Here is a 21,097-nt window from a genome sequence, read left to right as displayed (position 1 = left end):
CGATCCTACGACCGTCGATCGTGAGCACAACCACGACCACCACCACGAAGCGCATCAGCGACCCAGGTCAGCGACCGCTACGCGGCGTCAGCGCCCGAGGAACTTCTGCAGCGACTCGAGTTCCTTCTCGCTCGGACCACCGGCCGGAGCCGATCCGCGCCCGCCGCCCAGGCCGAAGCCCGAACCGGCAGGGGCGCCCGCCTCGGCGCCGCCCGCACCCGGCAGTTTCTCTCCCGAGGCGATCGCCGCGTTCTGGGCCGCCCGCTTCGCCGGGTTGCCCGACTTCGAGCCCTTCTTCGCCTGCACCTTCTTGCCGCGGCCGCCCGCGAAGCCCGCTCCGACCATCGGCCCCATGCCGGGGATCTGCGGCACACCTCCCTTGGCGACGGTCTTCATCATCTTCGAGGCCTGCTCGAAGCGCTGCACGAGCTGGTTGACGTCGGTGACGGTCATGCCCGATCCGCGGGCGATGCGCACGCGACGCGATCCGTTCAGCAGCTTCGGATTCGTGCGCTCAGCCTTGGTCATCGACTGGATGATGGCCTCGGTGCGCACGATCTCGCGCTCGTCGAAGTTGTTCAGCTGCTCCTTCATCGCGCCGGCGCCGGGGAGCATGCCGATCATCTTCTTGAGCGAACCGGCACCCCGCAGCTGCTGCATCTGGCCGAGGAAGTCGTCGAGCGTGAACGAGTCGGTGCGGAACTTCTCCGCGACCTTCGCCGCCTCCTCCTCGTCGAACGCGCCCTGCGCCTGCTCGATGAGGGTGAGGATGTCACCGAGGTCGAGGATCCGCGACGCCATCCGGTCGGGGTGGAACGGCTCGAAGTCGTCGAGCGACTCCCCTGTCGACGCGAAGATGATCGGGCGGCCCGTGACCGACGCCACAGAGAGCGCCGCACCACCGCGCGCATCACCGTCGAGCTTGGTGAGAACGACGCCGGTGAAGTCGACGCCGTCCTGGAAGGCCTTCGCTGTCGCGACCGCGTCCTGGCCGATCATGGCGTCGATGACGAACAGCACCTCGTCGGGCTGCACCGCCTTACGGATGTCGGCGGCCTGCTTCATCATGTCGGCGTCGACGCCGAGGCGGCCCGCCGTGTCGACGATGACCACGTCGTACTGCTTGTCGATCGCCCACTTGATGGAGTCCCTGGCGACCGTGACGGGGTTGCCGACGCCGTTGCCGGGCTCGGGCGCATAGACCGCGACGCCCGCCTGGCCGGCGACGACCTGCAGCTGCTGCACGGCATTCGGGCGCTGGAGGTCGGCGGCCACCAGCAGCGGCGTGTGCTGCTGCTTCGCGAGCCACTTGGCCAGCTTGCCTGCCAGGGTCGTCTTGCCCGCACCCTGGAGGCCGGCGAGCATGATGATGGTCGGCGGCTTCTTGGCGAACTGGATCTTGCGGGCCTCGCCACCGAGGATGGCGATGAGCTCCTCGTTGACGATCTGCACCACCTGCTGGGCCGGGTTCAGCGCCTTGTTGACCTCGTCTCCGAGGGCGCGCTCCCGCACCTTGCCCGTGAAGTCCTTGACGACTTCGAGCGCGACGTCGGCGTCGAGCAGGGCCCGACGGATCTCGCGTACTGTCGTGTCGACGTCGGCGGGGCTGAGCTTGCCCTTGGTGCGGAGGTTTCTGAACGTCTCCGCCAAGCGGTCAGACAGGTTTCCAAAAGTTGCCATGGTGTGAAGAGTTTAACCGATCAGGTTCTGCACGAACACGTGCGGGGTGAATCCGGTGAGGTCGTTGATGCCCTCACCCTGGCCGATCAGTTTGATCGGGATGCCCGTGCGCTCCTGCACCGCGAGGACGAAACCGGCCTTCGCCGATCCGTCGAGCTTCGTGAGCACCAGCCCCGTCACGCCAGCGTGCTCGATGAACGCCTCGGCCTGCAGCAGCCCGTTCTGGCCCGTGGTCGCATCCAGAACGAGCAGCACCTCGGAGACCGGTGCCTGCTTCTCGATGACACGCCTGATCTTGGTGAGTTCATCCATCAGCCCGCCCTTGGTCTGCAGGCGGCCAGCCGTGTCGATGATGGCGATCTCGATGTTGTTACGCTTGGCGTACTCGACGGTCTGGAACGCGACGGACGCCGGATCCTGCCCCTCCTGCTGCGGGCGCACGATGTGGGCCCCGGCCCGTTCGGCCCAGGTGGCGACCTGCTCGACGGCGGCCGCGCGGAAGGTGTCCGCCGCGCCGACGACGACCGTGCGGTTGTAGTTGGCGAGGAACTTCGCGAACTTGCCGATCGTGGTCGTCTTGCCTACCCCGTTGACCCCCACGACCAGAACGATTGCGGGCCGTTCGGTGAGCTTCAGCGTGGAGTCGAGCTTCGAGAAGCGCTCCTCGAGCGTCTCCCTCAGCATTCGCTGCAGGTCCTTCGGATCGGTCGTGTTGTACCGGGCGACCTTCGAGCGGAGGTCGCCGACGATCTCGTCGGTGACATCGATGCCGAAGTCGCCCGTGATCAGCGCTGTCTCGAGGTCGTCCCAGGTGTCCTGGTCGATGGTGCGCTTCGCGAACATGCCGCGGAGGGCGCCGGAGAGGGACCACGGGGTACGTTCAGCCATGACCCCAGACTATTCCCCGGAGGCAGGCGGCGTGAGCCGCGCGAGTGAGCCGGCGCGAAGCAGTCGCACGGACGCCCTACGCGAGTTCGAGTGGAATGCCCGAGTCGTCGAAGACCTCCACGATCCAGTCGAACGGCGTCGCGCCGCGGTCGTGCTCCGCCGCAAGGAGGTCTTCGCGCACATACCGTCGGTTGACGAGGGCTCCCGTCTGCAATCGATGCCGCAGCAGGCGCCGCCCCTCGGCGTATCCGAGCGCCCTCCGACTGGTCGCCGACGAGCCCCACCGGAAACCGAAGTCGTCGTCGGGCGTGCCGAAACCGCCGCGCAGGCAGTCGTACAGAGCGTCGAGGCCCCGGCCGAAGTATCCACCCGGGCCGTTGACGGCCTCGCCGACCACGGTGAAGAACGACTCCCACGAGTCGATCCGGTTTCCGTCGATCTCGTAGAGCCGGGCGCCGGGCGGCACGCGAACGTCAGAGCGTGAGGCGGTCGGCGGCACCGTCAACCACGGGGGCCGACCGTCATCCCGCACGGGATCGACCAGGAACCCTGGGCCAGCGGCGTCCAGGGTGATCGTCGAGCCTGGCGTCGCCCGGAGACGGATCGCCTCGAACAGCGCGACCATCAGGTCTGCGGTCGCGGGGAGGAAGGCGGCGCGATCGCCGAGGAGGTCGGGGTGAGCGGTGAAGAGTGTCGCAGGATCGATCGGCACGGTCGCCGTCTGGCTTCTGGACTCGGTGAGGGCGACGACGATCTCGAGCGGTCGATGGTTCACGCTGATGACGTCGGGAGACCCGGCCATGAAGCGCAGGAACTCTTCGAGAGCGATCCGTTCGTGAACCCTCCGGTCATGATCCATGCCGCTCACCGGCATACGAAGCTGCAGAGACGCACTGACATAGGCTCAGCTTATCCGCCGGCCGACCCTGAGTGTGGGCTGAATGGGTGATTGACTCCTGCTGAGTATCGGAGTTGTGTGGGAGAGCAAGGAAGGGGGCATCCGATGCCCGCAACATCCACTTCATTCAACATCGTTCCGATTCTGTTCACCGCCTTCGTCGTCGTCGCCGTCGGATTCGTGATCACAATCGCCCTGATCATCCGGAACGCCCGACGCGTGCGGGAAGCGGGATACAACCCGTTCACGCTTCAGACAGATCTCGCCACCCGCGCGATGGAGAGTGCTCTGCTCGATCCGTCGAAGACCACCGAGGAGCGCCTGGGTGAACTCGACGAATTGCAGCACCGCCGGGTCATCTCCCCCGAGGAGTACGTTCGGGCCCGGGAGCGGGTGCTCAGCGGGCGGTGAGCCCGGTCAGGCCGGGCAACCGGTCAGGCGGGCAGGCTGACTGGCGGTCAACCGGTCAACCGGGCAGTCGGTCAGTCGGGCAGTCGGGCAACCGGTCAACCGGTCAACCGGGCAGTCGATCAGGCCGACACCCGCTGGCCGATCACCGCCGACACGCCGTCCTGTCGCATCGACACTCCGTACAGCGCGTCTGCGATCTCCATCGTGCGTTTCTGGTGGGTGATCACGATCAGCTGCGACGTCTGCCGGAGGTCCTGGAAGATGGTGAGCAGGCGCCCGAGGTTCGCGTCGTCGAGGGCAGCCTCGACCTCGTCCATGATGTAGAACGGGCTCGGCCGGGCCTTGAAGATCGCGATCAGCAGGGCGACCGCGGCGAGCGACCGCTCCCCACCCGAGAGCAGCGACAGCCTCTCGATTTTCTTGCCGGCCGGCTTCACCGACACCTCGACGCCGGTGGTCAGCAGGTCGCCGGGGTCGGTGAGGGTGATGGATCCGGTTCCTCCCGGGAACAGCACCGGGAAGACCTCCGCGAACGCGGCCTGAGTGTCGAGGAAGGCGCTCTCGAAGATGAATTTCATCTTGTCGTCGATCTCGTCGATGATCGTCAGCAGGTCTTTCCGGGTGTTCGTGAGGTCGGTGAGCTGCTCGGTCAGGAACCGGTGCCGCTGCTCGAGGGCCTCGAACTCCTCGAGGGCGAGAGGGTTCACGCGTCCCAGCTCCGCGAGCGTCCGTTCGGCCTTGGCCAGTCGGCGCTTCTGGTCGTCGCGGTCGAACGGGATGCCCGTAGGGGTCTCGTCGGAACCGTCGGCGGCGCGCGGCCCGTCGGCACGCGGCCCGTCGGGCGGTATCAGCTGGTCGGGCCCGTATTCGGCGACCAGGTCGTCTTCGACCAGCCCGAGCTCCGATCCGACCCGCTCGAGCACACTCGAGAGGTGCAGCTTCTTCTCGTAGATCTGCAACTCGAGGCCGTGCACGTTCTCAGTGATGCCCTGCAGCCTGTCGCGGAGGGCCGCCTCCTCGCGGCGGAGCTCCCCGAGCTCGGCGTTCTGTTCGCTCCGTTCCGCTTCGCGCTGGGCGAGTTCGAGGCGCGCCGCAGCGATCGAGCGGTCGACGGAGTCGAGCACGCCAGGAAGGCTCCCCGCGACGGCGTTCGCACGATCGACCTGCCGTCGGCGGAGCACCTCCCGTCGGGCGGCCTCCTCCGCCGCCGCCCGTTCTGCAATCAGCTGGCGCTCGAGCTCCTGCACGCGGGCCTGTTCGGCTCGCACGCGTTCGCGAACGGTCTCGAGCTGCAGTCGGGCATCCAGTTCGCCGTCGCGTGCTCCTTCGAGCGTGCCGAGCAGATCGTCACGGGAACTGACGTCGAGGATGGGCCGGGGCCGGGAACGGGCGGTTTCGAGCTCGGCCCGGGCCTTCTCTACGGCCCCGAGAGCAGTGGCGACGGTCTCACCGGCGAGCGCACGGCTCCGTTCGAGGCGCTCGTACTCGCCCTGGCTCGCGTCGACCTGTGCCCTCAGCCGGGAGAGGCGCTCCGTCTGGGCGGCCAGACGGGAGTCGAACTCCCGGAGCGCGGCGAGCGCGGTCGTGGACTGCTGCTTGGCGTTCTGCAGGATGCCACGTTGCTCGGCGAGGGCGAATTTGGCCCTGTCGATCTCGGCGGTGACGACTTCGAGTCGCCGAACGGCGGAGTCCCGCTCGGCGACCAGTTCGAGGCGTGACCTCTTGGCGCCCGAGCCACCCCGCAGCACGTACGCGGTGAGAACGTCGCCCGCGCGGGTGATGATGGTGGGGCCGGAGCCCGCAGGGCCCTTGGCATCATCGCCCGGCGCTGACTCCGCATCCGGCAGCAGGCTCCGGATGCCCGGCCAGGCCGCCCGCGCTGCGTCGAGGTCATCGGCGATGAGGGTCGCCGCGAGCAGCGCGTGCACCCCGGCGGGCGCGGTGATGACGTCGACGGCCGCCCGCAGCCCGTCGCCCTCGAACAGCGGCGCGATCCGCCCGTCGTGCGAAGCAACCGTGTCGCCGCGACCACCGCCAGCCACGCTCGCGCCGCCACCGCCCGCCACGATTACCTCGACCCGGCCCATGTCGCCGCCGCGGGCCCGCGCGAGAGCCTCGAACGCGTCGTCCGTCGTCTCGGCCAACACTCCGTCGGCGAGCGACCCGAGCGCGGCCGCGATGGCCACCTCGAAGCCCGGCTCGACCTGCACGTGGTCAGCGACCAGCCCGCGCACCCCGGGCACACCGGACGCGGCGAGTTCGCTCGAACCGTCCTTCTGGCCGAGCGCCATCGAGAGCGCGCTGGTCTTGCCCGCGAGGGCGTCACGTTCACGCTCGTGCGCGTGCAGGGCATCCCGCAGCTTCTCGATCTCGGCCTCGGCCTCGAACACCGCGGCCTGGGCGAACTCGTAGCCCTCGTCGAGGTCGGTCTCACCCGCATCGGCGGTCGCGGCCTGCGCTTCGAGGGCGACGAATTCGATCTGCAGGCGTTCCCGGCGCTCGGCGGCGGCGTCCAGCGCGTTGGCTTGCCGGAGATCCTCGCCCCGGACCGCCGCGAGCCGCGAGTTGGCGGACTCCAGCTGACCGCTGAGCTTCGAGATCTCGAGGTCGTGGCGGGAGACGAGAGCGCTCTGCGCCGCGATCTGCTCGTCGGCGTCATCGAGTGAACGCCTGGCCGCGGCGGTCACCTGCTGGGCGGCCAGCCACGCCTGCTCGGCGGTGACCACGCCGCTGGCCAGCCGCGCCGCCTCCGCGCGCGAGTCCGCAACCATCGTCGGCGTCACCCCGGGGCCTGAGTCGAGCCCGTTGTTCGGCGCGCTGCCGAGCAGCGCGAGACGTTGGTTCGCGAGCGTGTAGAGGCCGCGGAGCCGCTCCTGCACCGACTCGAGCCCGAAGGCGGTGCGGCGGGCGAGGTCGACGGCGTCGCCGTCCTGCGCCTCGAGGATGCGGTTGATGCGCAACTGGTTCTGCTCGAGCCGCTCCTGCAGCACGATGCGTTCGGTGCGCCGTTCGTTCTCGCTCCGGGAGTGGTCGTCGAGCGCTGTGCGGAGGGCCACGACCTCGTCGGCGAGCAGGCGTGCCCGGGCATCCCGCACCACCGAGGCGATCGTCTGGGCCTCTTTCGCGACCTCGGCCTGCCGACCGAGAGGCTTCAGCTGCCGACGGAGTTCACCCGCCAGGTCGCTCAGCCGGGTGAGGTTCGCCTGCATGGCCTCGAGCTTCCGCTCGGTCTTCTCCTTGCGGCGACGGTGCTTCAGGATGCCCGCGGCCTCCTCGATGAACCCGCGACGACCCTCGGGGGTGGCGTGCAGAACCGCGTCGAGCTGGCCCTGCCCGACGATGACGTGCATCTCCCGCCCGAGACCGGAGTCGCTGAGGAGCTCCTGAACATCGAGCAGCCGGCACTGGTCGCCGTTGATCGCGTACTCGCTGCCCCCGTTCCGGAACAGGGTTCGGCTGATCGTCACCTCGGAGTAGTCGATCGGCAGCGCCCCGTCGGCGTTGTCGATCGTCAGGATCACCTCGGCCCGGCCGAGAGGCCCGCGCGTCGAGGTGCCGGCGAAGATGACATCCTCCATCTTTCCGCCGCGGAGCGTCTTCACGCCCTGTTCCCCCATCACCCAGGCGAGGGCATCGACGACGTTGCTCTTGCCGGAGCCGTTCGGCCCCACGACGCAGGTCACGCCGGTCTCGAAGGCGAACGTGGTCGGCTGCGCGAACGATTTGAACCCTTTGAGGGTGAGGCTCTTCAGGTGCATGGCTCGCCCCTCTCAGGTTCTGAATGATCGCCGCAGCATCGGCGCGCCCTCCGGCGTTGCTCTACGCTACCGAACCGGATGCCCGCACCCCGAGTGCCGCGCTGCGCCGGCCCGCTCCCCGCGCCCCGCTCCGCGCAGCCACGGCCGCCCCTCTCGCTCAGCGCGCCCCTCTGTCGCTTCCGCGCCTGCGCGCCGGGGCGCGGAAGCGACAGAGGGGCGCGGATGCCACGGGCGAGGGAGCGCAAGGGGGCGGGGGGCGGGGCGCGCGTAAGCTCGGGGCATGGCACGCATTCCCCTAGTCGAGCCGGGCGACGACCTCGACGAGCAGGAGCTGCGACGGTACTCCCGGCAGCTCCGGATGCCGCAGATCGGCGTCGAGGGCCAACAGCGCCTCAAGGCGGCCCGGGTGCTCGTGCTCGGTGCGGGAGGCCTCGGATCCCCCGTGCTGCTCTACCTCGCGGCAGCGGGGGTCGGCACCCTCGGCATCGTCGACGACGACACGGTCGACGAGTCGAATCTGCAGCGGCAGATCATCCACTCGTCCGACGTGCTCGGCACGTCGAAGGCACGGTCTGCGCGCGAGGCGATCGGCCAGCTGAACCCGCTGGTGCGGGTCAACCTGCACGAACTGCGACTCGACGACGGCAACGCAGTGCAGATCTTCGGCCAGTACGACCTCGTCATCGACGGAACCGACAATTTCGCCACCCGCTACCTGGCAAATGACACGGCCGCCGCCCTCGGCATACCGTACGTCTGGGGCTCCGTGCTGCGCTTCGACGGCCAGGTCTCGACGTTCTGGCACCGGCCGGCGGCGAGTGGATCGGGTGGCGCGGGCGAAGGTCTCACGCTCCGCGACCTGTTTCCGCGCCAGGCCAAGGACGACGAGGCCGAGTCGTGCTCGGTCGCAGGCGTGCTCGGGCCGCTCTGCGGAACGGTCGGATCGGCGATGGCGACGGAGGCGATGAAGCTCATCGTGGGGTTCGGCGAACCGTTGCTCGGCCGCATCCTCGTGATCGATGCGTTCGAAGGCAGTTACACCGAGGTGCCGTTCGCCGCGCCGGCCGCCGACGCCGCCCCCGCCGCCGCCGCCGGGGCCTCGCCGAACCCCGCCACCCCGAACTCCCGCCCCGCCGGCCCCGGCCCCCGCCCCGACACCATTGCCGCCCCCGTCCCGGCACGCGCACCCGCCTCCCTCAGCGTCACGGAACTCGCCGTGCGGCTCCGGGCCCGGGCATCCGGAGTCGACGACTTCGTGCTGCTCGATGTGAGGGAGCCGTGGGAACGCGAGTTCGCCGGGATCGACGGATCGGTGCTCGTGCCCCTGCAGTCTCTGCTCTCGGCCGCCGCGGACGAGGTTCTGCCGAAGGACGCCGAGATCCTCGTGCACTGCCACCACGACACGCGGTCGCAGTATGCGCGGGAGGTGATGCTCCAGTCGGGCTGGCAGCAGGTGAGCTTCGTCGAGGGCGGCATCGAAGCGTGGTCGGTCGAGATCGACCCGGAGGTCGCCCGCTACTGAGCGACGGGCCCGCTCAGGGCTCCCCCACGATCGCAACCGCCGCGCGCACCAGTTCCGCGTTCGACGCCGCGATCCGCCCGTCGGGCAGGTGGAAGGTGTCCTCGAACCCGATGCGTGTGTCGATGCCCCGCCGGGCGGCGTCTTCGAGCAGCACCCAGGTCGCCTCGCCGTCGCCGTGCTGGAGCCTCGGAACCTCGACTCGCCCGCGGTCGAGCACCCGGTGGATCTCCGCCACGATCTCGAGCGCCACGGTCAGGTCGAGCTCCACCGGCTCGATGAGCACTCGAAGCAGGCTCGACGCCAGGTCGTGTGCCACCAGGAATTCGGCGTCGTCCACCGTCCAGACGCCAGCCTCGACGGCGATCCCTCGTTCGGTGAGACGACGGATGAGCGCGACGGCACCCTCCTCGCTGAGGTTCACCGACGCGAAGTCGGGCTGCGTCCACTGTGAGACGAACTCGAACCGGCGCAAGGCGTCGCCCGCGATCCACGCCCCGGACCCGACCCCCACCGGATGGGGCTGCGCGGCTTTCACGGCGCGCACCACCTCGTCGACGACGGTGTGCTCGAGCGTCTCGGCTCCCGAAGCAGACCTCGGATGCACGTGGAAGCCGCGCGCACCGGCGGCGGCACACGCCCGAGCATCCGCCGCCAGCTCGGCGCTCGTCAGGGGAACAGCGGGGTGGTCGTCTTTCGAGAACGGCCCGTTCAGGCTTGCCTGGATCACGCGCGGACTCAGCCTCCCGCAAACGGAGGCAGAACGTCGAGCGTGTCGCCGTCGACGAGCACCCGGGTGGGTGCCGGACCGGGCACCGTGACACCGTTGACGAGAAAACTGCTGCGCCCGATCACGGGATGCCCGCCCAGCCCTGCCGCGACCAGCAGGCCCTCGATCGTGCTCCCGCCCGGCAGGTCGTGCACGTCTTCCGCCACGCCGGCCGCGGCCTTGGCCGCGGCGAAGTACCGCACTCGAACCTGCACCCGCCTCAGCCGCCGATCGCGCTCATCGGCCTGTCGGGCTGCTGGAACCCGATGAGGTTCATCTCGTGCCCTGCGGGCTTCGCCCACATCGCCTGGCGCCAGAGGTCCGCGATCTCATCGTCACCGGCACCCGCACGCATCGGCCCGAGCAGGTCGGTCTCGGTGTGCGAGAAGAGGCAGCTGCGCACTCCGCCCTCTGCGGTGAGCCGGGTGCGGCGGCAGTCGTCGCAGAACGCTTCGGTGACCGAGGCGATGATGCCGACCGTTCCGAGCTCCGGGTCGTCGACGGATGCGCCCCGGCGCTTCACCCGGTAGAGCTCGGCGGGTGCGCCGTCGCGGGGAGCGGCATCCGGAGTCAGTTCGAAGCGTTCCGAGAGCCGCTCGCGGATCTGCTCGGCCGTGATCATCGCAGCGCGGTCCCAGACGTGGTCGGCGTCGAGCGCCATCTGTTCGATGAACCGCAGCTGGTGCCCTCCGGCGAGCGCCCATTCGAGCAGGTCGGGGCCGTGGGTGTCGTTGATGCCCGGCAGCAGCACCGCGTTGATCTTCGTGTGCCGGATACCCGCCAGACCGAGCGCGTCGATCCCCTTCAGCACCCGTTCGAGGAACGGGCGGCGGGTGATGATGGCGAACGTCTCCGGGCAGATGGTGTCCAGCGACACGTTCACTCGGTCGAGACCCGCTTCGGCGAGAGCGACCGCGCGACCGGAGAGCCCGATGGCGTTGGTGGTGAGCGAGATCTCGGGGCGGGCATCCAGAGCAGCCACATCGCGGATGATCTCGACCAGGTCTTTGCGAAGCAGCGGCTCGCCACCCGTGAAACGCACCTGGCGGACGCCCAGCACCTCGGTGGCGAGGCGAGCGAGCCGCACGATCTCGTCGCGCTGCATGAGCGTCGAGGGAGGCTGGAAGGGCAGACCCTCGGCCGGCATGCAGTAGGTGCAGCGGAGGTTGCAGCGGTCGGTGAGCGAGATACGCAGGTCTGTCGCCGTGCGCCCGAACGTGTCGAGGAGGCCGGGCACCGCGGGCCGCGAGGCGGCTCCGGATGTCACAGGGCCGCCCGGCACGGCACGGTGGGCCGCTCGCACCTCGGGTACACCCAGCATGACGGTCATAGTCATTCCAGTGTAGAAGGGCATCCGGGTGCCGGAGTCCCCCGCACCACAGATTGAGAGCCCGCTCCCGGAGTGTCGGAGGAGTGCGGCAGGATGGAACCGTGAAACGCCGCCCCCTCGAAGAACACCGTGCTGCCGTCGAGCTGCTGCTCGCCCCGCTCGCGGAGAACCGCGCCAGCGAGGCGCTCGTGGTGTCGCCGTCCCGCATGGCGGCGCGCCCCGGGGATTACCGCGGCCGGGTGCTTGCGGTCGATGTGGTGTCCCCGACCGACCTGCCGTCGTTCGACAATTCCCAGATGGACGGCTACGCCGTGTCGTGGTTCGACCTCGTGACGGCCTCGCCCGAGCATCCGGTGTCGGTGCGGGTCGCGCGCCAGATCGCGGCGGGCGACGGCGGGTTGCCGCTGGTCTCCGGCACGGCCGCGCCCATCATGACGGGCGCTCCGGTGCCTCTCGGAGCGGATGCGATCGTCCCGATCGAGTCGGCCGTGCCGCCGGTCTTCCCCGACGCGGAGGCGCTGCGGCTCGCGTTCGAGCCCGATCTGATCCTCGGCGCAGAGCTGAGCGGTGACGAGGTGCCGCCGGCAGGTTTTTCCGAGACGGGCGGAGCCGGTGGGGCCGCCGGGTCCTCCCGGTCTGCCGTGCCTTCCGACGCGGCCGGCGCGGCGTCTCCGCCTGCCGCTCCCGACACGTTCGCGGGCCCGACCGTCGCCTTCACCTCGCCAGTCACGCCCGGAGCCTTCATCCGCCGCACCGGCAGCGATGTCGCGGCCGGTGACGTGCTCCTTCCCGCCGGCAGCACCCTCGGCCCTGCCCAGTTCGGTGTGATCGCCGGCACCGGCCTCACCGAGGTGGCCGTCGTGAAAAGACTGCGCGTGCTGCTCGTCTCGACGGGGCACGAGATCAGGGAGGCCGGCTCAACTCTCGGCGTCGGCCAGATCTACGACTCGAACAGTGTGGCTCTCAGCATCGCCCTCATCGACGCCGGCTGCGAGGTGACGGCTGTCGCCTGCCGCTCGGATGACGCTCCTGTGCTGCTCGGCATCCTGAACCAGCACGGTCCGACGGCCGATCTCATCATCACCGTCGGAGGAGTGAGCGCGGGTGCGCGAGAGGTCGTTCGCGACGCGCTCGCTCCCCTCGGGGTGCAGTTCGGTTCGATCGCGATGCAGCCGGGAGGCCCGCAGGGGCTCGGTCTCGCCGTCATCCCGTCCTCGGCCCCCAGCACTCCGCTGTCGCGCCCGACGCTCTGCCTTCCCGGCAACCCGGTGAGCGCCCTGGTCTCGTTCGAGATGTTCGTACGCCCCATCCTCCGGCGCACAGCCCAGCTCGAACCGGCGGAACGCATCCGCGAAGTCGCGATGCTCGCCGACGCCGTCGACTCGCCCGCGGCGACCTACCAGGTCAGGCGCGGTTTCGTCGCCGACGACGGCACGGTCGCCCTCGTCGGCGGCCCGAGCTCGCACCTGCTGCACTCGTACGCCACGTCGAACGCCCTCGTGCATCTTCCCGCTGACGTGGAGCACCTCGACGCCGGCGACCCGGTGATGATCTGGAGGATCGATGACTGACGGCCCCCGCACGACCGACGCTGGCCTTACAACCGACGCAGGCGAACCCGCCCTCACCCACGTGCGCCCCGACGGCGCCGTGCTGATGGTCGACGTCACCGACAAGGCCGTCACCAAACGCATCGCGCACGCCGAGGCGACCCTCATCACCCGACCCGATGTCATCGCGTTGCTGGTGGCGGGTGAGCTGCCGAAGGGCGAGGCGCTCGCCACGGCACGGATCGCCGGCATCATGGGTGCGAAGCAGACGTCGGCGCTGATTCCGCTCTGCCATCCTCTGCCCCTCTCGGGTGCGACGGTCGACTTCACGCCGCAGAGCGACAGGGTGATCATCCACACCTCGGTGAAGACGACGGGCGTGACCGGCGTCGAGATGGAGGCGCTCACCGCGGCCAGCGTCGCAGCCCTCACCCTCTACGACATGATCAAGGCGGTCGACAAGCTCGCCACGATCACCGACATCCGGGTGGTCTCGAAGAGCGGCGGTAAGAGCGGGGACTGGGCGCGGCCCGGTTCCCAGGCAGGCGGGGAAGCCTCGTGAGCACCGTGAGCATCCTCATCGTGTCGACGCGCGCCGCCGCGGGCACCTACGAAGACGTGACCGGTCCGCTGATCGAACGGTGGGCGACAAACCGCGGATGGTCGGTGCTCGAGCGCCGCGTCGAACCCGACGGCACCGGGGTCGGCCCCGCGATTGCGTCGCTGCTGGAGTCGCGGCCCGATCTGGTCGTGACGAGCGGGGGAACGGGCATCCACCCCCACGACCGCACCCCCGACCAGACCCGCGAGCTGCTGGACTACGAGATCCCGGGCTTCTCTGAGGAACTGCGGCGGCGCGGCGGCCTGAAGGTCGCGAGCGCCCTGCTCTCCCGCGGGGTGGCCGGCGTTGCGGGATCCACGATCGTCGTGAACCTGCCCGGTTCGAGCGGCGGGGTGAAGGACGGCCTGGGCCTGCTCGACGACGTTCTCGACCACATGGTCGACCAACTGCATGGAGGCGACCATCGACGCACCGACTGAGCCCACCGGGAGCGGCGGCCGCGCGCCAGATGCTGCCGAGCTGCCCGGCAGTACCGAGTCCGGCGCTTTCGACCTCGACGACCGGAGCGCGCCCGGCCGGGTGGCCTTCGCGATGGTCAGCGAGCAGGCCATCAGCGTGGAATGGTGCGTCGACAACGTCACGACGTCCTCCGACGGTGCGGTCGTCACGTTCAGCGGGATCGTGCGCGACCACGACGACGGTCGAGGCGTCAGCCGGCTGAGCTACTCGGGGCATCCGTCGGCCCCCGAGGTCATGCGGCAGGTGGCCGATGACGTCGCCGCAGCCCATCCGGGCACGCGGCTGGCAGTCGCGCATCGCGTCGGCGACCTCGACATCGGCGACGTCGCCCTCGCCTGCGCCGTCTCCGCCGCGCACCGGGGCGCCGCCTTCGCGGCCTGCGCGGCCCTGGTCGACGAGGTGAAGGCACGCGTGCCGATCTGGAAGGAGCAGTTCTTCACCGACGGCAGCGCCGAATGGGTCGGGTCGATCGGCTGACGCCCGCCCGCGCCGCACGCTCCCGTCCGCGCGGCGCGGTTTACACATTCGTCATCTTTCTGCTGTTCACTGGAACCCAAGGCCCGCGCTACGCTGGGCCGGTCCCGCCCGCCTTCCCTCGCGGAGCGGGCGCGTACGACCCGCAGAAGGGGCCACCGTGGATCTCAACACCGTCGCCGACGTCATTCCCGCCCGCACCCGCGCCGACCTCGCCGTTCTCGGGCCGACGGTCGCCCCCCTGGCCGGCGGCTCCGCTCTCTACGGCGAGCCGCAGCACCACCTCACCGCCATCGTCGACCTGCTCACGATGGGCTGGCCGTCCCTCACCGTCACCGCCGACGGCCTCGAGATCGCTGCCACCTGCACGCTCGCCGAGCTCTCGCGTCTCCCCCAGCAGCCGGGCTGGGCCGCCCAGCACGCCTTCTTCGAATGCTGCACGGCACTCTATGGTTCGTTCAAGGTCTGGAACGTCGCGACCGTCGGCGGCAACCTCTCCGCCGCCCTTCCCGCCGGCCCGATGACCTCCCTCACCTCGGCCCTCGACGGTGAAGCGCTCGTCTGGCGGGCCGACGGGAGCGACGAACGGATGCCCGTCACCCGGTTCATCACGGGCAACAAGACGACCGTGTTGGAGCCCGGCGACGTTCTGCGCTCGATCACCGTGCCGCTCGAATCGCTGCTCTCCCGCGTCGCGTTCCGCAAGATCGCCCTCTCGCCCCTCGGCCGCTCCGGGGCCGTACTGCTCGGACGGCGCTCCCCCGCCGGTGCGTTCGTGCTCACCGTGACCGCAGGCACGGTTCGCCCCCTCCAGCTGCGCTACGAGACCCTGCCCGCCGCCGCCCAGCTCGCTGCCGATGTGCTGGCGATCACCGAATGGTTCACGGACGCGCACGGTGCCGCCGACTGGCGCCGGAGTGTGAGCGCCCTGCTGGCCGCTGAGATCCTGGAGGAGCTCGCATGAAGTTCGACGTCAACGGCGAAACCCTCGAGGTGAGCCCGCGCGCGGGGCAGTCGCTTCGCACGCTCCTTCGCGACAACGAGCACTTCGAGGTCAAGAAGGGCTGCGACACCGGCGACTGCGGGGCGTGCTCCGTGCTCGTCGACGGAACGCCGATCCACTCCTGCGTCTACCCCGCGCACCGCGTCGCGGGCCGAGCCGTCACCACCGTCGCCGGGCTCGGCACGCCGGAAGACCTGCACCCGGTTCAGCAGCGCTTCGTCGACGCGGCCGGTTTCCAGTGCGGCTTCTGCACGGCCGGCATGGTCGTCACGGCGTCCACCCTCACAGACGCCGACCCTGCCGATCTTCCGCGCCTGATGAAGGGCAACCTCTGCCGCTGCACCGGCTATCGGGCGATCAACGACGCCCTGCACGGGGTCGCCAACGTCGCTAAGCCCGGTTGCGCGGGTCGCACGGCCGGAGCGGGCTCCCCCGCTGCATCCGGTGCCGGTTGCGCCGGCCACGACGGCTCCGGATGCCTCGGCCCCACCCCGGTCATCCGCTCGGTCGGCACCTCGGTGCGGGCCCCCGCCGGCGCCCGCATCGTCACCGGGCAGGAGCGCTACACCCTCGACCTCGCGATGCCCGGCGTACTGCACCTCGTCGTGCTGCGGAGCCCGCACGCCCACGCCCGCATCACCTCGATCGACACCGCGGCTGCCGTTGCCCTCGAGGGCGTCGCGGCCGTCTTCACCCACGAGAACGTGCCTCAGACCCTTTTCTCGACGGCCCGGCACCAGAACCGCACCGAGGACCCCGACGACACGCTCATCCTCGACAGCGTCGTGCGGTTCCGCGGCCAGCGCGTCGCGGTCGTCGTCGCCGAATCGCTGAGCATCGCCGAGGAGGCCTGTCGCCTGCTCGACGTGACCTACCACGTGCTGCCGGCGAACTTCGACCCGTCCCGTGCGCAGGAGCCGGGCATCCCGGCTCTCCACGCCGACAAGGACTCGCACGTTTCCCGCATCGCCGACCCGGCCCGCAACCTCGTCGCCGAACTCCACGGAGAGTACGGCGATCTGGCGAAGGGTCTGGCAGCTGCCGACGTCACCGTCAGCGGAACCTGGCAGACCGCCCGCATCTCGGCCAGCGCCCTGGAGACCCACGGAACCGTCGGCTGGCTGGACGACGACGGACGCCTCGTGCTCCGCACCAGCTCGCAGGTGCCGTTCCTCGTGCAGACCGAGATCGCGCGCATCTTCGACCTCGAACTCGACCGGGTGCGCGTCTTCACGACCCGCGTCGGCGGCGGTTTCGGCGGCAAACAGGAGATCCAGACCGAAGACCTCGTGACCCTCGCCGTACTCGCCACCGGCCGCCCCGTGCAGTACGAGATGACCCGCACCGACGAACTCACCGTCGTGCCCTGCCGTCACCCGATGCGCACCAGCGTCACCCTCGGCGCGACCCGCGACGGCCGCCTCACCGCGGTGCACGTCGAGGTGCTGAGCGACACCGGAGCCTACGGAAACCACGGGCCGGGCACGATGTTCCACGGCTGCGCCGAGTCGGTCAGCCTCTACAACTCGCCGAACAAGCGGGTCGATGCCGAAGCCGTCTACACGAACAACATGCCCTCGGGCGCCTTCCGGGGTTACGGTCTCGGCCAGGTGATCTTCGGCATCGAGTCGGCGATGGATGATCTCGCCATCGCCCTCGGCATGAACCCGTTCGATCTGCGCCGCCTGAACGCCGTCGGGCCGAACGACCCCCTCGTGATCACCCACGTCGAGGGCGACGACCTCGTCTTCGGCGGCAGCTACGGTCTCGACCAAGTGCTCGACCTGGCCCAGTCGGCACTCGAACGAGGCAACGGAGTCTCGGCCCCTGAAGGCTCCGCGTGGAAGGTCGGCGAGGGGATGGCCACGGCGATGATCGCCACGATCCCCCCGCGCGGTCACTTCGCCGAGGCGTCGGTCACCCTCGGTCCCGACGGCGTGTACACCCTGAGCGTCGGCACGGCCGAGTTCGGCAACGGCACCACGACGGTGCACTCGCAGCTCGCCGCGACGGCCCTGAACACGGAGCCGGCCCTGCTGGTCATCCGCCAGTCCGACACCGACGTCGTGCCCTACGACACGGGGGCGTTCGGCTCGGCCGGCACCGTCGTGGCGGGCAAGGCGGTGCTCGCCGCGGCAACGGCGCTCGCCCTGAAGCTCCGGGAATCCGTAGCTGCTCTCACGGGCATCCCGGTCGAGGAGTGGATGCTCGAATCAGACGGTCTGCGTTCCAGTGACCGCTTCGTGCCACTCGCCGAGGTGGCCGCGTTCGCCGCTCCGGCGGCCACGGCGGCGCTCACGCCCGAGACCGTGTCGATCCCCGGCGGCAGGGCCCGCGTGGTCGCCACCCCCGACGGCATCACGTCCACGGGCGAGCACGACGGCGCCCAGCGGTCGCTCGCCTTCAACGTGCACGCGTTCCGCGTCGCGGTGAACACCGGAACGGGTGAGATCCGCATCCTGCAGTCCGTGCACGGTGCGGACGCCGGCTTCGTGATCAACCCCGAGCAGTGCCGCGGCCAGGTCGAGGGCGGCATCGCACAGGGCCTCGGCACCGCCATGTTCGAGGAGCTGGTCATCGGCGACGACGGTGAGGTGCTCACGTCGGTGCTCCGCAACTACCACCTGCCGTCGATAGCCGATCTGCCGGTCACCGAGGTCTACTTCGCCGAAACGACGGACGGTCTCGGTCCGTTCGGCGCCAAGTCGATGAGCGAATCCCCCTACAACCCGGTGCCGGCCGCCCTGGCGAATGCCGTGCGCGACGCGATCGGCGTGCGCCCCCACGAACTCCCGATCTCCCGCGACCGGGTCTGGCGCCTGCTGCACGGCTGAACCGTGTCGCCCCGCCTGCGCCAGTTCCCCCGCCGCCCCTGTCCCGGCTGCGCCCGCTCCCCCGCTTTCCGGCATCCCCGATCCGCGATCCGCGATCCGCGTGCAGCAATTCAGGCAGGGCGGGGCGCCCTCCACCGGTCAGGCTCAGCGCCTCCCCCTGCCTGAATTACGGATCGACACAGGCGGCCGGATCCCGCAGGGCCGCAAGCTCGAATCCAGGCAGGGTCGGCGGGCATGGCTCTATATTCCGCTGGCGGCATGAGCGGGCGCAGCGCGGTGGATCGGCCCGCTCAGAGCGCTGAGACGCGCGCCCGAACCGGCGTTCCGGGTCGCGATGATCTCGGCCAGGATCGACACCGCGGTCTCCTCCGGCGTGTTCGCCCCGATGTCGAGCCCGATCGGAGAATGCAGCCGTGAAAGCACGTCCTCAGGCACGAGCGCGGTGAGAGCATCCAGCCGACGTTCGTGCGTGCGCCGCGACCCCATGGCCCCTACGTACCCGAGCGGCAGCCCCAGCGCGACCTGCAACAGCGGCACATCGAATTTGTCGTCGTGCGTCAGCACCACAACGGCCGTGCGGGAGTCCGTGTCGGTTCGCGCGAGGTAGTCTGCCGGCCATTCGACGATGACCTCGTCGGCTGCGGGGAACCGGTCCGCCGTCGCGAACACCGGGCGGGCATCGCAGATCGTCACGCGGTAGCCGAGAAGCACTGCCGCATTCGCGAGCGCGGCCGAGAAGTCGACCGCACCGAACACGATCATGCGCGGCTTCACCGATGAGACCACGAAGAGTGCCTCGATGGGACCGTCCTCGCAGTCGACCACCGCCACGCCCGAGCGCCCGGAGGCGATGCGAGCCGCGAGCTCGGCCAGCAGCCGTCGCGCACTGTCGACGCCGAGCCCCGGCACCTCCGTGAGGTCGCTCCCGCCGGTCAGCAGCGTGCCGAGCGCGGCCCCCCGCGTCACCAGCACGACACCCGCGGGCTGTCCCGCCGCCGCGGCCCGCAGCTCGGCCAGCAGGGCAGCACCGCCGCCCGCCGCGTCCAGCCGCTGCACGATCACCTCAAGGCGACCACCGCACGCGAGACCCACCGCGAACGCGTCGTCGTCGGTGTAGCCGAACTCCTGCAGCGCCGGAACACCCGAATCGAGAACCTCTTGGCACGCTTCATACACGGCACCCTCGACACAGCCACCGGAGATGCTGCCGATCACCGCCCCGCGCACGTCGACCGACATCGCCGTTCCGAGGGTTCGCGGCGCGCTGCCGTCGATGCGGGTGACCGTCGCCACGGCCACCGATTCCCCGCATTCGAGCAGTTCGAGCAGGGCTCCAGAGAGTTCGAGCATCCCTAGTCCTTCCCTGCCTGGAACGAGCGCGTCATCAGCGTGACACAAAAGAATGTTAGAACTCAATCATGCTCACCGTTCACCACGCCCTCGCCATCCTCGTCGACGACGAAACCGAATCGAGCGGTGACCTGTTCCTGCAGAACGCTGTCGTCTCGGCTCCGGATGCCCGCCACGCCGGCACCGACGAAGAGACCTTCGACACCCTCGACGCCTCCGGATGCATCGTCACCCCCGGTCTCGTCAACGCCCACCACCACCTGCTGCAGACCGCGTTCCGCACCCTGCCGGGCACGCGGGGAGTGCCGATGGCATCCTGGCTCCCCACCATGGCCGCTGAATATGCGCGTGTGGGCATAGATCCCGAGCTGGAATATGCCGCGGCCCGCGCCGGGCTGGCCGAGAGCCTCCTCAGCGGCGTGACGACCGTCGCCGACCACCACCTGAATTGGCCGGGCGGGCCCGTCAACACCGACATCGACCTGACCGTCGGCATTGCGCGGGCCGCCGCGAGCGCCGCCGTCGACCTCGGAGCCCGGCTGGTCTTCGTGCGCGGGTCGGCGCGCGACGATGCGGAGCAGGCCGCCCTCTCCGCGGAGGCGATCGCGGCAGCCCTCGTGCCCGGTGCGCGCGGCGGCATTCGGCACGGTGGCATGCTGCAGGTGGCCGTCGGCCCCGCGGGCGTGCACAGCGACAGCCCGGAGACGTTCCGGCTGCTGGGCGAAGTGGCCGCTCGCCACGGGCTCCGACGACGCACGCAGGCGAATGAACAGGTCGACGTGGTGATCGCCCTCGAGAAGTACGGCCGGCGGCCGATCGACCTGCTCGACGACTGGGGCTGGCTCGCCCCCGACGTCACTCTCGCTCACCTCTGCGCGGTGACCGACGACGAGATCGCCCGCCTGGCAGCGAGTGGCGTGACGGCGACGCACGCCCCGGCCTGCGACCTCCCGATGGGCTGGGGCATCGCGCCGGTGGCGGCACTCCGGGCATCCGGGATCGCCGTCGGCCTCGGCACGAGTGGCGGCGGCAGCAACGATGCCTCGAACCTGCTCGCCGACGCCCGGCTGGCGATGCAGATCGCGCCGCTGGTGGGAGCGCCGATCCCCGCCCGCGAGGTGCTCGGCCTGGCCACCAAGGGCTCGGCCCTCGGCCTCGGTCGGCCCGAACTCGGCTCCCTTGCGCCGGGCGACGCGGCCGATCTCTGCGTCTGGGACGTCTCGGGCGTGGCCGACGCAGCCGTCGCCGACAAGGTCGCAGGCCTCCTCTGGGCGAACCCCGGCCGGCGCCCGAAGCACGTCGTCGTGGCCGGCCGCGTGGTCGTGCGCGACTACCAGCTCGTCGGCCACGACGAGCGCACCATCGCGGCCGACCTCGAGGCGCTCCTCGCAGCCCGCCACGCCCTCTGACCCGCGGAAAACGCTGAGCACCCGCCAGCAGGCGACCGAAGGGACCCATATCGCGCCAGCGCCCGCCATTTGGCGCGATATGGGCCCCTCCGGCAGGGCGACGGAGGGCGACGGAGGGCGCGAGGGCAGGGAGACGAGGCACG

General features: G+C 70.1%; 17 protein-coding genes. 9 read left to right on the top strand and 8 right to left on the bottom strand.

The features are described from left to right. Positions 1-87: 87 nt before the first annotated feature. The 3 genes from ffh to B7R22_RS04730 form a co-directional block, all read right to left on the bottom strand. Complete coding sequence (ffh, locus tag B7R22_RS04740) at positions 88-1,680, bottom strand: signal recognition particle protein (RefSeq protein ID WP_116410654.1); 1,593 nt, start codon at positions 1,678-1,680, stop codon at positions 88-90. A 12-nt stretch (positions 1,681-1,692) separates the two neighbouring features. Then, entirely contained in the window at positions 1,693-2,568 is an 876-nt protein-coding gene (ftsY, locus tag B7R22_RS04735) for a signal recognition particle-docking protein FtsY (RefSeq protein WP_116410653.1), read from the bottom strand. A gap of 76 nt (positions 2,569-2,644) precedes the next feature. After that, on the bottom strand, positions 2,645-3,427 hold the full coding sequence (locus tag B7R22_RS04730; RefSeq protein WP_216363395.1) for a barstar family protein: 783 nt from the start codon (positions 3,425-3,427) through the stop codon (positions 2,645-2,647). 144 nt (positions 3,428-3,571) lie between these two features. Between B7R22_RS04730 and B7R22_RS04725 the strand changes: the two genes are divergently transcribed. Then, positions 3,572-3,877 (top strand): hypothetical protein, encoded by a 306-nt coding sequence (locus tag B7R22_RS04725; protein ID WP_116410652.1) that lies wholly within the window; start codon positions 3,572-3,574, stop codon positions 3,875-3,877. 119 nt (positions 3,878-3,996) lie between these two features. Here the strand turns inward: B7R22_RS04725 and smc are convergent, their stop codons facing one another. Further along, positions 3,997-7,635, bottom strand: coding sequence for a chromosome segregation protein SMC (gene smc, locus B7R22_RS04720; RefSeq protein ID WP_116410651.1), 3,639 nt, complete (start codon positions 7,633-7,635; stop codon positions 3,997-3,999). Positions 7,636-7,915: 280 nt separating this feature from the next. Between smc and B7R22_RS04715 the strand changes: the two genes are divergently transcribed. Beyond that, complete coding sequence (locus B7R22_RS04715; RefSeq protein ID WP_116410650.1) at positions 7,916-9,157, top strand: ThiF family adenylyltransferase; 1,242 nt, start codon at positions 7,916-7,918, stop codon at positions 9,155-9,157. A gap of 13 nt (positions 9,158-9,170) precedes the next feature. Here B7R22_RS04715 and B7R22_RS04710 read toward each other — a convergent pair whose 3' ends face one another. The 3 genes from B7R22_RS04710 to moaA are packed head-to-tail and all read right to left on the bottom strand — an operon-like array spanning position 9,171 to position 11,253. Next, positions 9,171-9,884, bottom strand: coding sequence for a 3-keto-5-aminohexanoate cleavage protein (locus B7R22_RS04710; protein ID WP_172582212.1), 714 nt, complete (start codon positions 9,882-9,884; stop codon positions 9,171-9,173). Positions 9,885-9,892: 8 nt separating this feature from the next. Beyond that, a complete protein-coding gene (locus tag B7R22_RS04705) occupies positions 9,893-10,138 on the bottom strand; it encodes a MoaD/ThiS family protein (RefSeq protein ID WP_216363394.1) in 246 nt (81 codons plus the stop codon). Between the two features lie 5 nt (positions 10,139-10,143). Continuing rightward, positions 10,144-11,253: a GTP 3',8-cyclase MoaA gene (gene moaA / locus B7R22_RS04700; RefSeq protein WP_172582211.1), complete on the bottom strand. Its 1,110-nt coding sequence runs from the start codon at positions 11,251-11,253 to the stop codon at positions 10,144-10,146. Positions 11,254-11,354: 101 nt separating this feature from the next. On the opposite strand from moaA, the gene B7R22_RS04695 reads away from it, so the two are divergent. The 6 genes from B7R22_RS04695 (at position 11,355) to B7R22_RS04670 (ending at position 18,195) form a co-directional block, all read left to right on the top strand. Next, positions 11,355-12,824 carry a molybdopterin molybdotransferase MoeA gene (locus B7R22_RS04695; RefSeq protein ID WP_147305300.1) on the top strand — a complete coding sequence of 490 codons (1,470 nt, stop codon included), beginning with the start codon at positions 11,355-11,357 and terminating at the stop codon, positions 12,822-12,824. Continuing rightward, on the top strand, positions 12,817-13,365 hold the full coding sequence (gene moaC / locus B7R22_RS04690; protein ID WP_116410646.1) for a cyclic pyranopterin monophosphate synthase MoaC: 549 nt from the start codon (positions 12,817-12,819) through the stop codon (positions 13,363-13,365). Before B7R22_RS04695 ends, moaC begins: the two co-directional genes overlap by 8 nt. Continuing rightward, positions 13,362-13,844, top strand: coding sequence for a MogA/MoaB family molybdenum cofactor biosynthesis protein (locus tag B7R22_RS04685; protein WP_253258882.1), 483 nt, complete (start codon positions 13,362-13,364; stop codon positions 13,842-13,844). Before moaC ends, B7R22_RS04685 begins: the two co-directional genes overlap by 4 nt. Positions 13,845-13,956: 112 nt before the next feature. After that, positions 13,957-14,361 (top strand): molybdenum cofactor biosynthesis protein MoaE, encoded by a 405-nt coding sequence (locus tag B7R22_RS04680; RefSeq protein ID WP_116410685.1) that lies wholly within the window; start codon positions 13,957-13,959, stop codon positions 14,359-14,361. Positions 14,362-14,518: 157 nt separating this feature from the next. Next, complete coding sequence (locus tag B7R22_RS04675) at positions 14,519-15,322, top strand: FAD binding domain-containing protein (RefSeq protein ID WP_116410645.1); 804 nt, start codon at positions 14,519-14,521, stop codon at positions 15,320-15,322. Then, positions 15,319-18,195, top strand: coding sequence for a molybdopterin-dependent oxidoreductase (locus B7R22_RS04670; RefSeq protein WP_116410644.1), 2,877 nt, complete (start codon positions 15,319-15,321; stop codon positions 18,193-18,195). Before B7R22_RS04675 ends, B7R22_RS04670 begins: the two co-directional genes overlap by 4 nt. 240 nt (positions 18,196-18,435) lie before the next feature. Here the strand turns inward: B7R22_RS04670 and B7R22_RS04665 are convergent, their stop codons facing one another. Further along, entirely contained in the window at positions 18,436-19,545 is a 1,110-nt protein-coding gene (locus B7R22_RS04665) for an XdhC family protein (protein ID WP_116410643.1), read from the bottom strand. A gap of 68 nt (positions 19,546-19,613) precedes the next feature. On the opposite strand from B7R22_RS04665, the gene B7R22_RS04660 reads away from it, so the two are divergent. Further along, positions 19,614-20,954 (top strand): amidohydrolase family protein, encoded by a 1,341-nt coding sequence (locus tag B7R22_RS04660; RefSeq protein ID WP_116410642.1) that lies wholly within the window; start codon positions 19,614-19,616, stop codon positions 20,952-20,954. The last annotated feature ends 143 nt before the right edge of the window (positions 20,955-21,097 follow it).

Source organism: Subtercola boreus (genome assembly GCF_003399635.1).
GTDB lineage: Bacteria > Actinomycetota > Actinomycetes > Actinomycetales > Microbacteriaceae > Subtercola > Subtercola boreus_B.
Note: the sequence above shows the minus strand (reverse complement) of the source record. Positions and strands in the feature narration are given on the sequence as shown.

What these genes read in the sequence shown, in the direction of transcription:
- ffh (WP_116410654.1), bottom strand. Translation starts at nt 1,680, where the DNA reads ATGGCAACTTTTGGAAACCTGTCTGACCGCTTGGCGGAGACGTTCAGA.
- ftsY (WP_116410653.1), bottom strand. Translation starts at nt 2,568, where the DNA reads ATGGCTGAACGTACCCCGTGGTCCCTCTCCGGCGCCCTCCGCGGCATG.
- B7R22_RS04730 (WP_216363395.1), bottom strand. Translation starts at nt 3,427, where the DNA reads ATGGATCATGACCGGAGGGTTCACGAACGGATCGCTCTCGAAGAGTTC.
- B7R22_RS04725 (WP_116410652.1), top strand. Translation starts at nt 3,572, where the DNA reads ATGCCCGCAACATCCACTTCATTCAACATCGTTCCGATTCTGTTCACC.
- smc (WP_116410651.1), bottom strand. Translation starts at nt 7,635, where the DNA reads ATGCACCTGAAGAGCCTCACCCTCAAAGGGTTCAAATCGTTCGCGCAG.
- B7R22_RS04715 (WP_116410650.1), top strand. Translation starts at nt 7,916, where the DNA reads ATGGCACGCATTCCCCTAGTCGAGCCGGGCGACGACCTCGACGAGCAG.
- moaA (WP_172582211.1), bottom strand. Translation starts at nt 11,253, where the DNA reads ATGACCGTCATGCTGGGTGTACCCGAGGTGCGAGCGGCCCACCGTGCC.
- moaC (WP_116410646.1), top strand. Translation starts at nt 12,817, where the DNA reads ATGACTGACGGCCCCCGCACGACCGACGCTGGCCTTACAACCGACGCA.
- B7R22_RS04680 (WP_116410685.1), top strand. Translation starts at nt 13,957, where the DNA reads ATGGTCAGCGAGCAGGCCATCAGCGTGGAATGGTGCGTCGACAACGTC.
- B7R22_RS04670 (WP_116410644.1), top strand. Translation starts at nt 15,319, where the DNA reads ATGAAGTTCGACGTCAACGGCGAAACCCTCGAGGTGAGCCCGCGCGCG.
- B7R22_RS04665 (WP_116410643.1), bottom strand. Translation starts at nt 19,545, where the DNA reads ATGCTCGAACTCTCTGGAGCCCTGCTCGAACTGCTCGAATGCGGGGAA.
- B7R22_RS04660 (WP_116410642.1), top strand. Translation starts at nt 19,614, where the DNA reads ATGCTCACCGTTCACCACGCCCTCGCCATCCTCGTCGACGACGAAACC.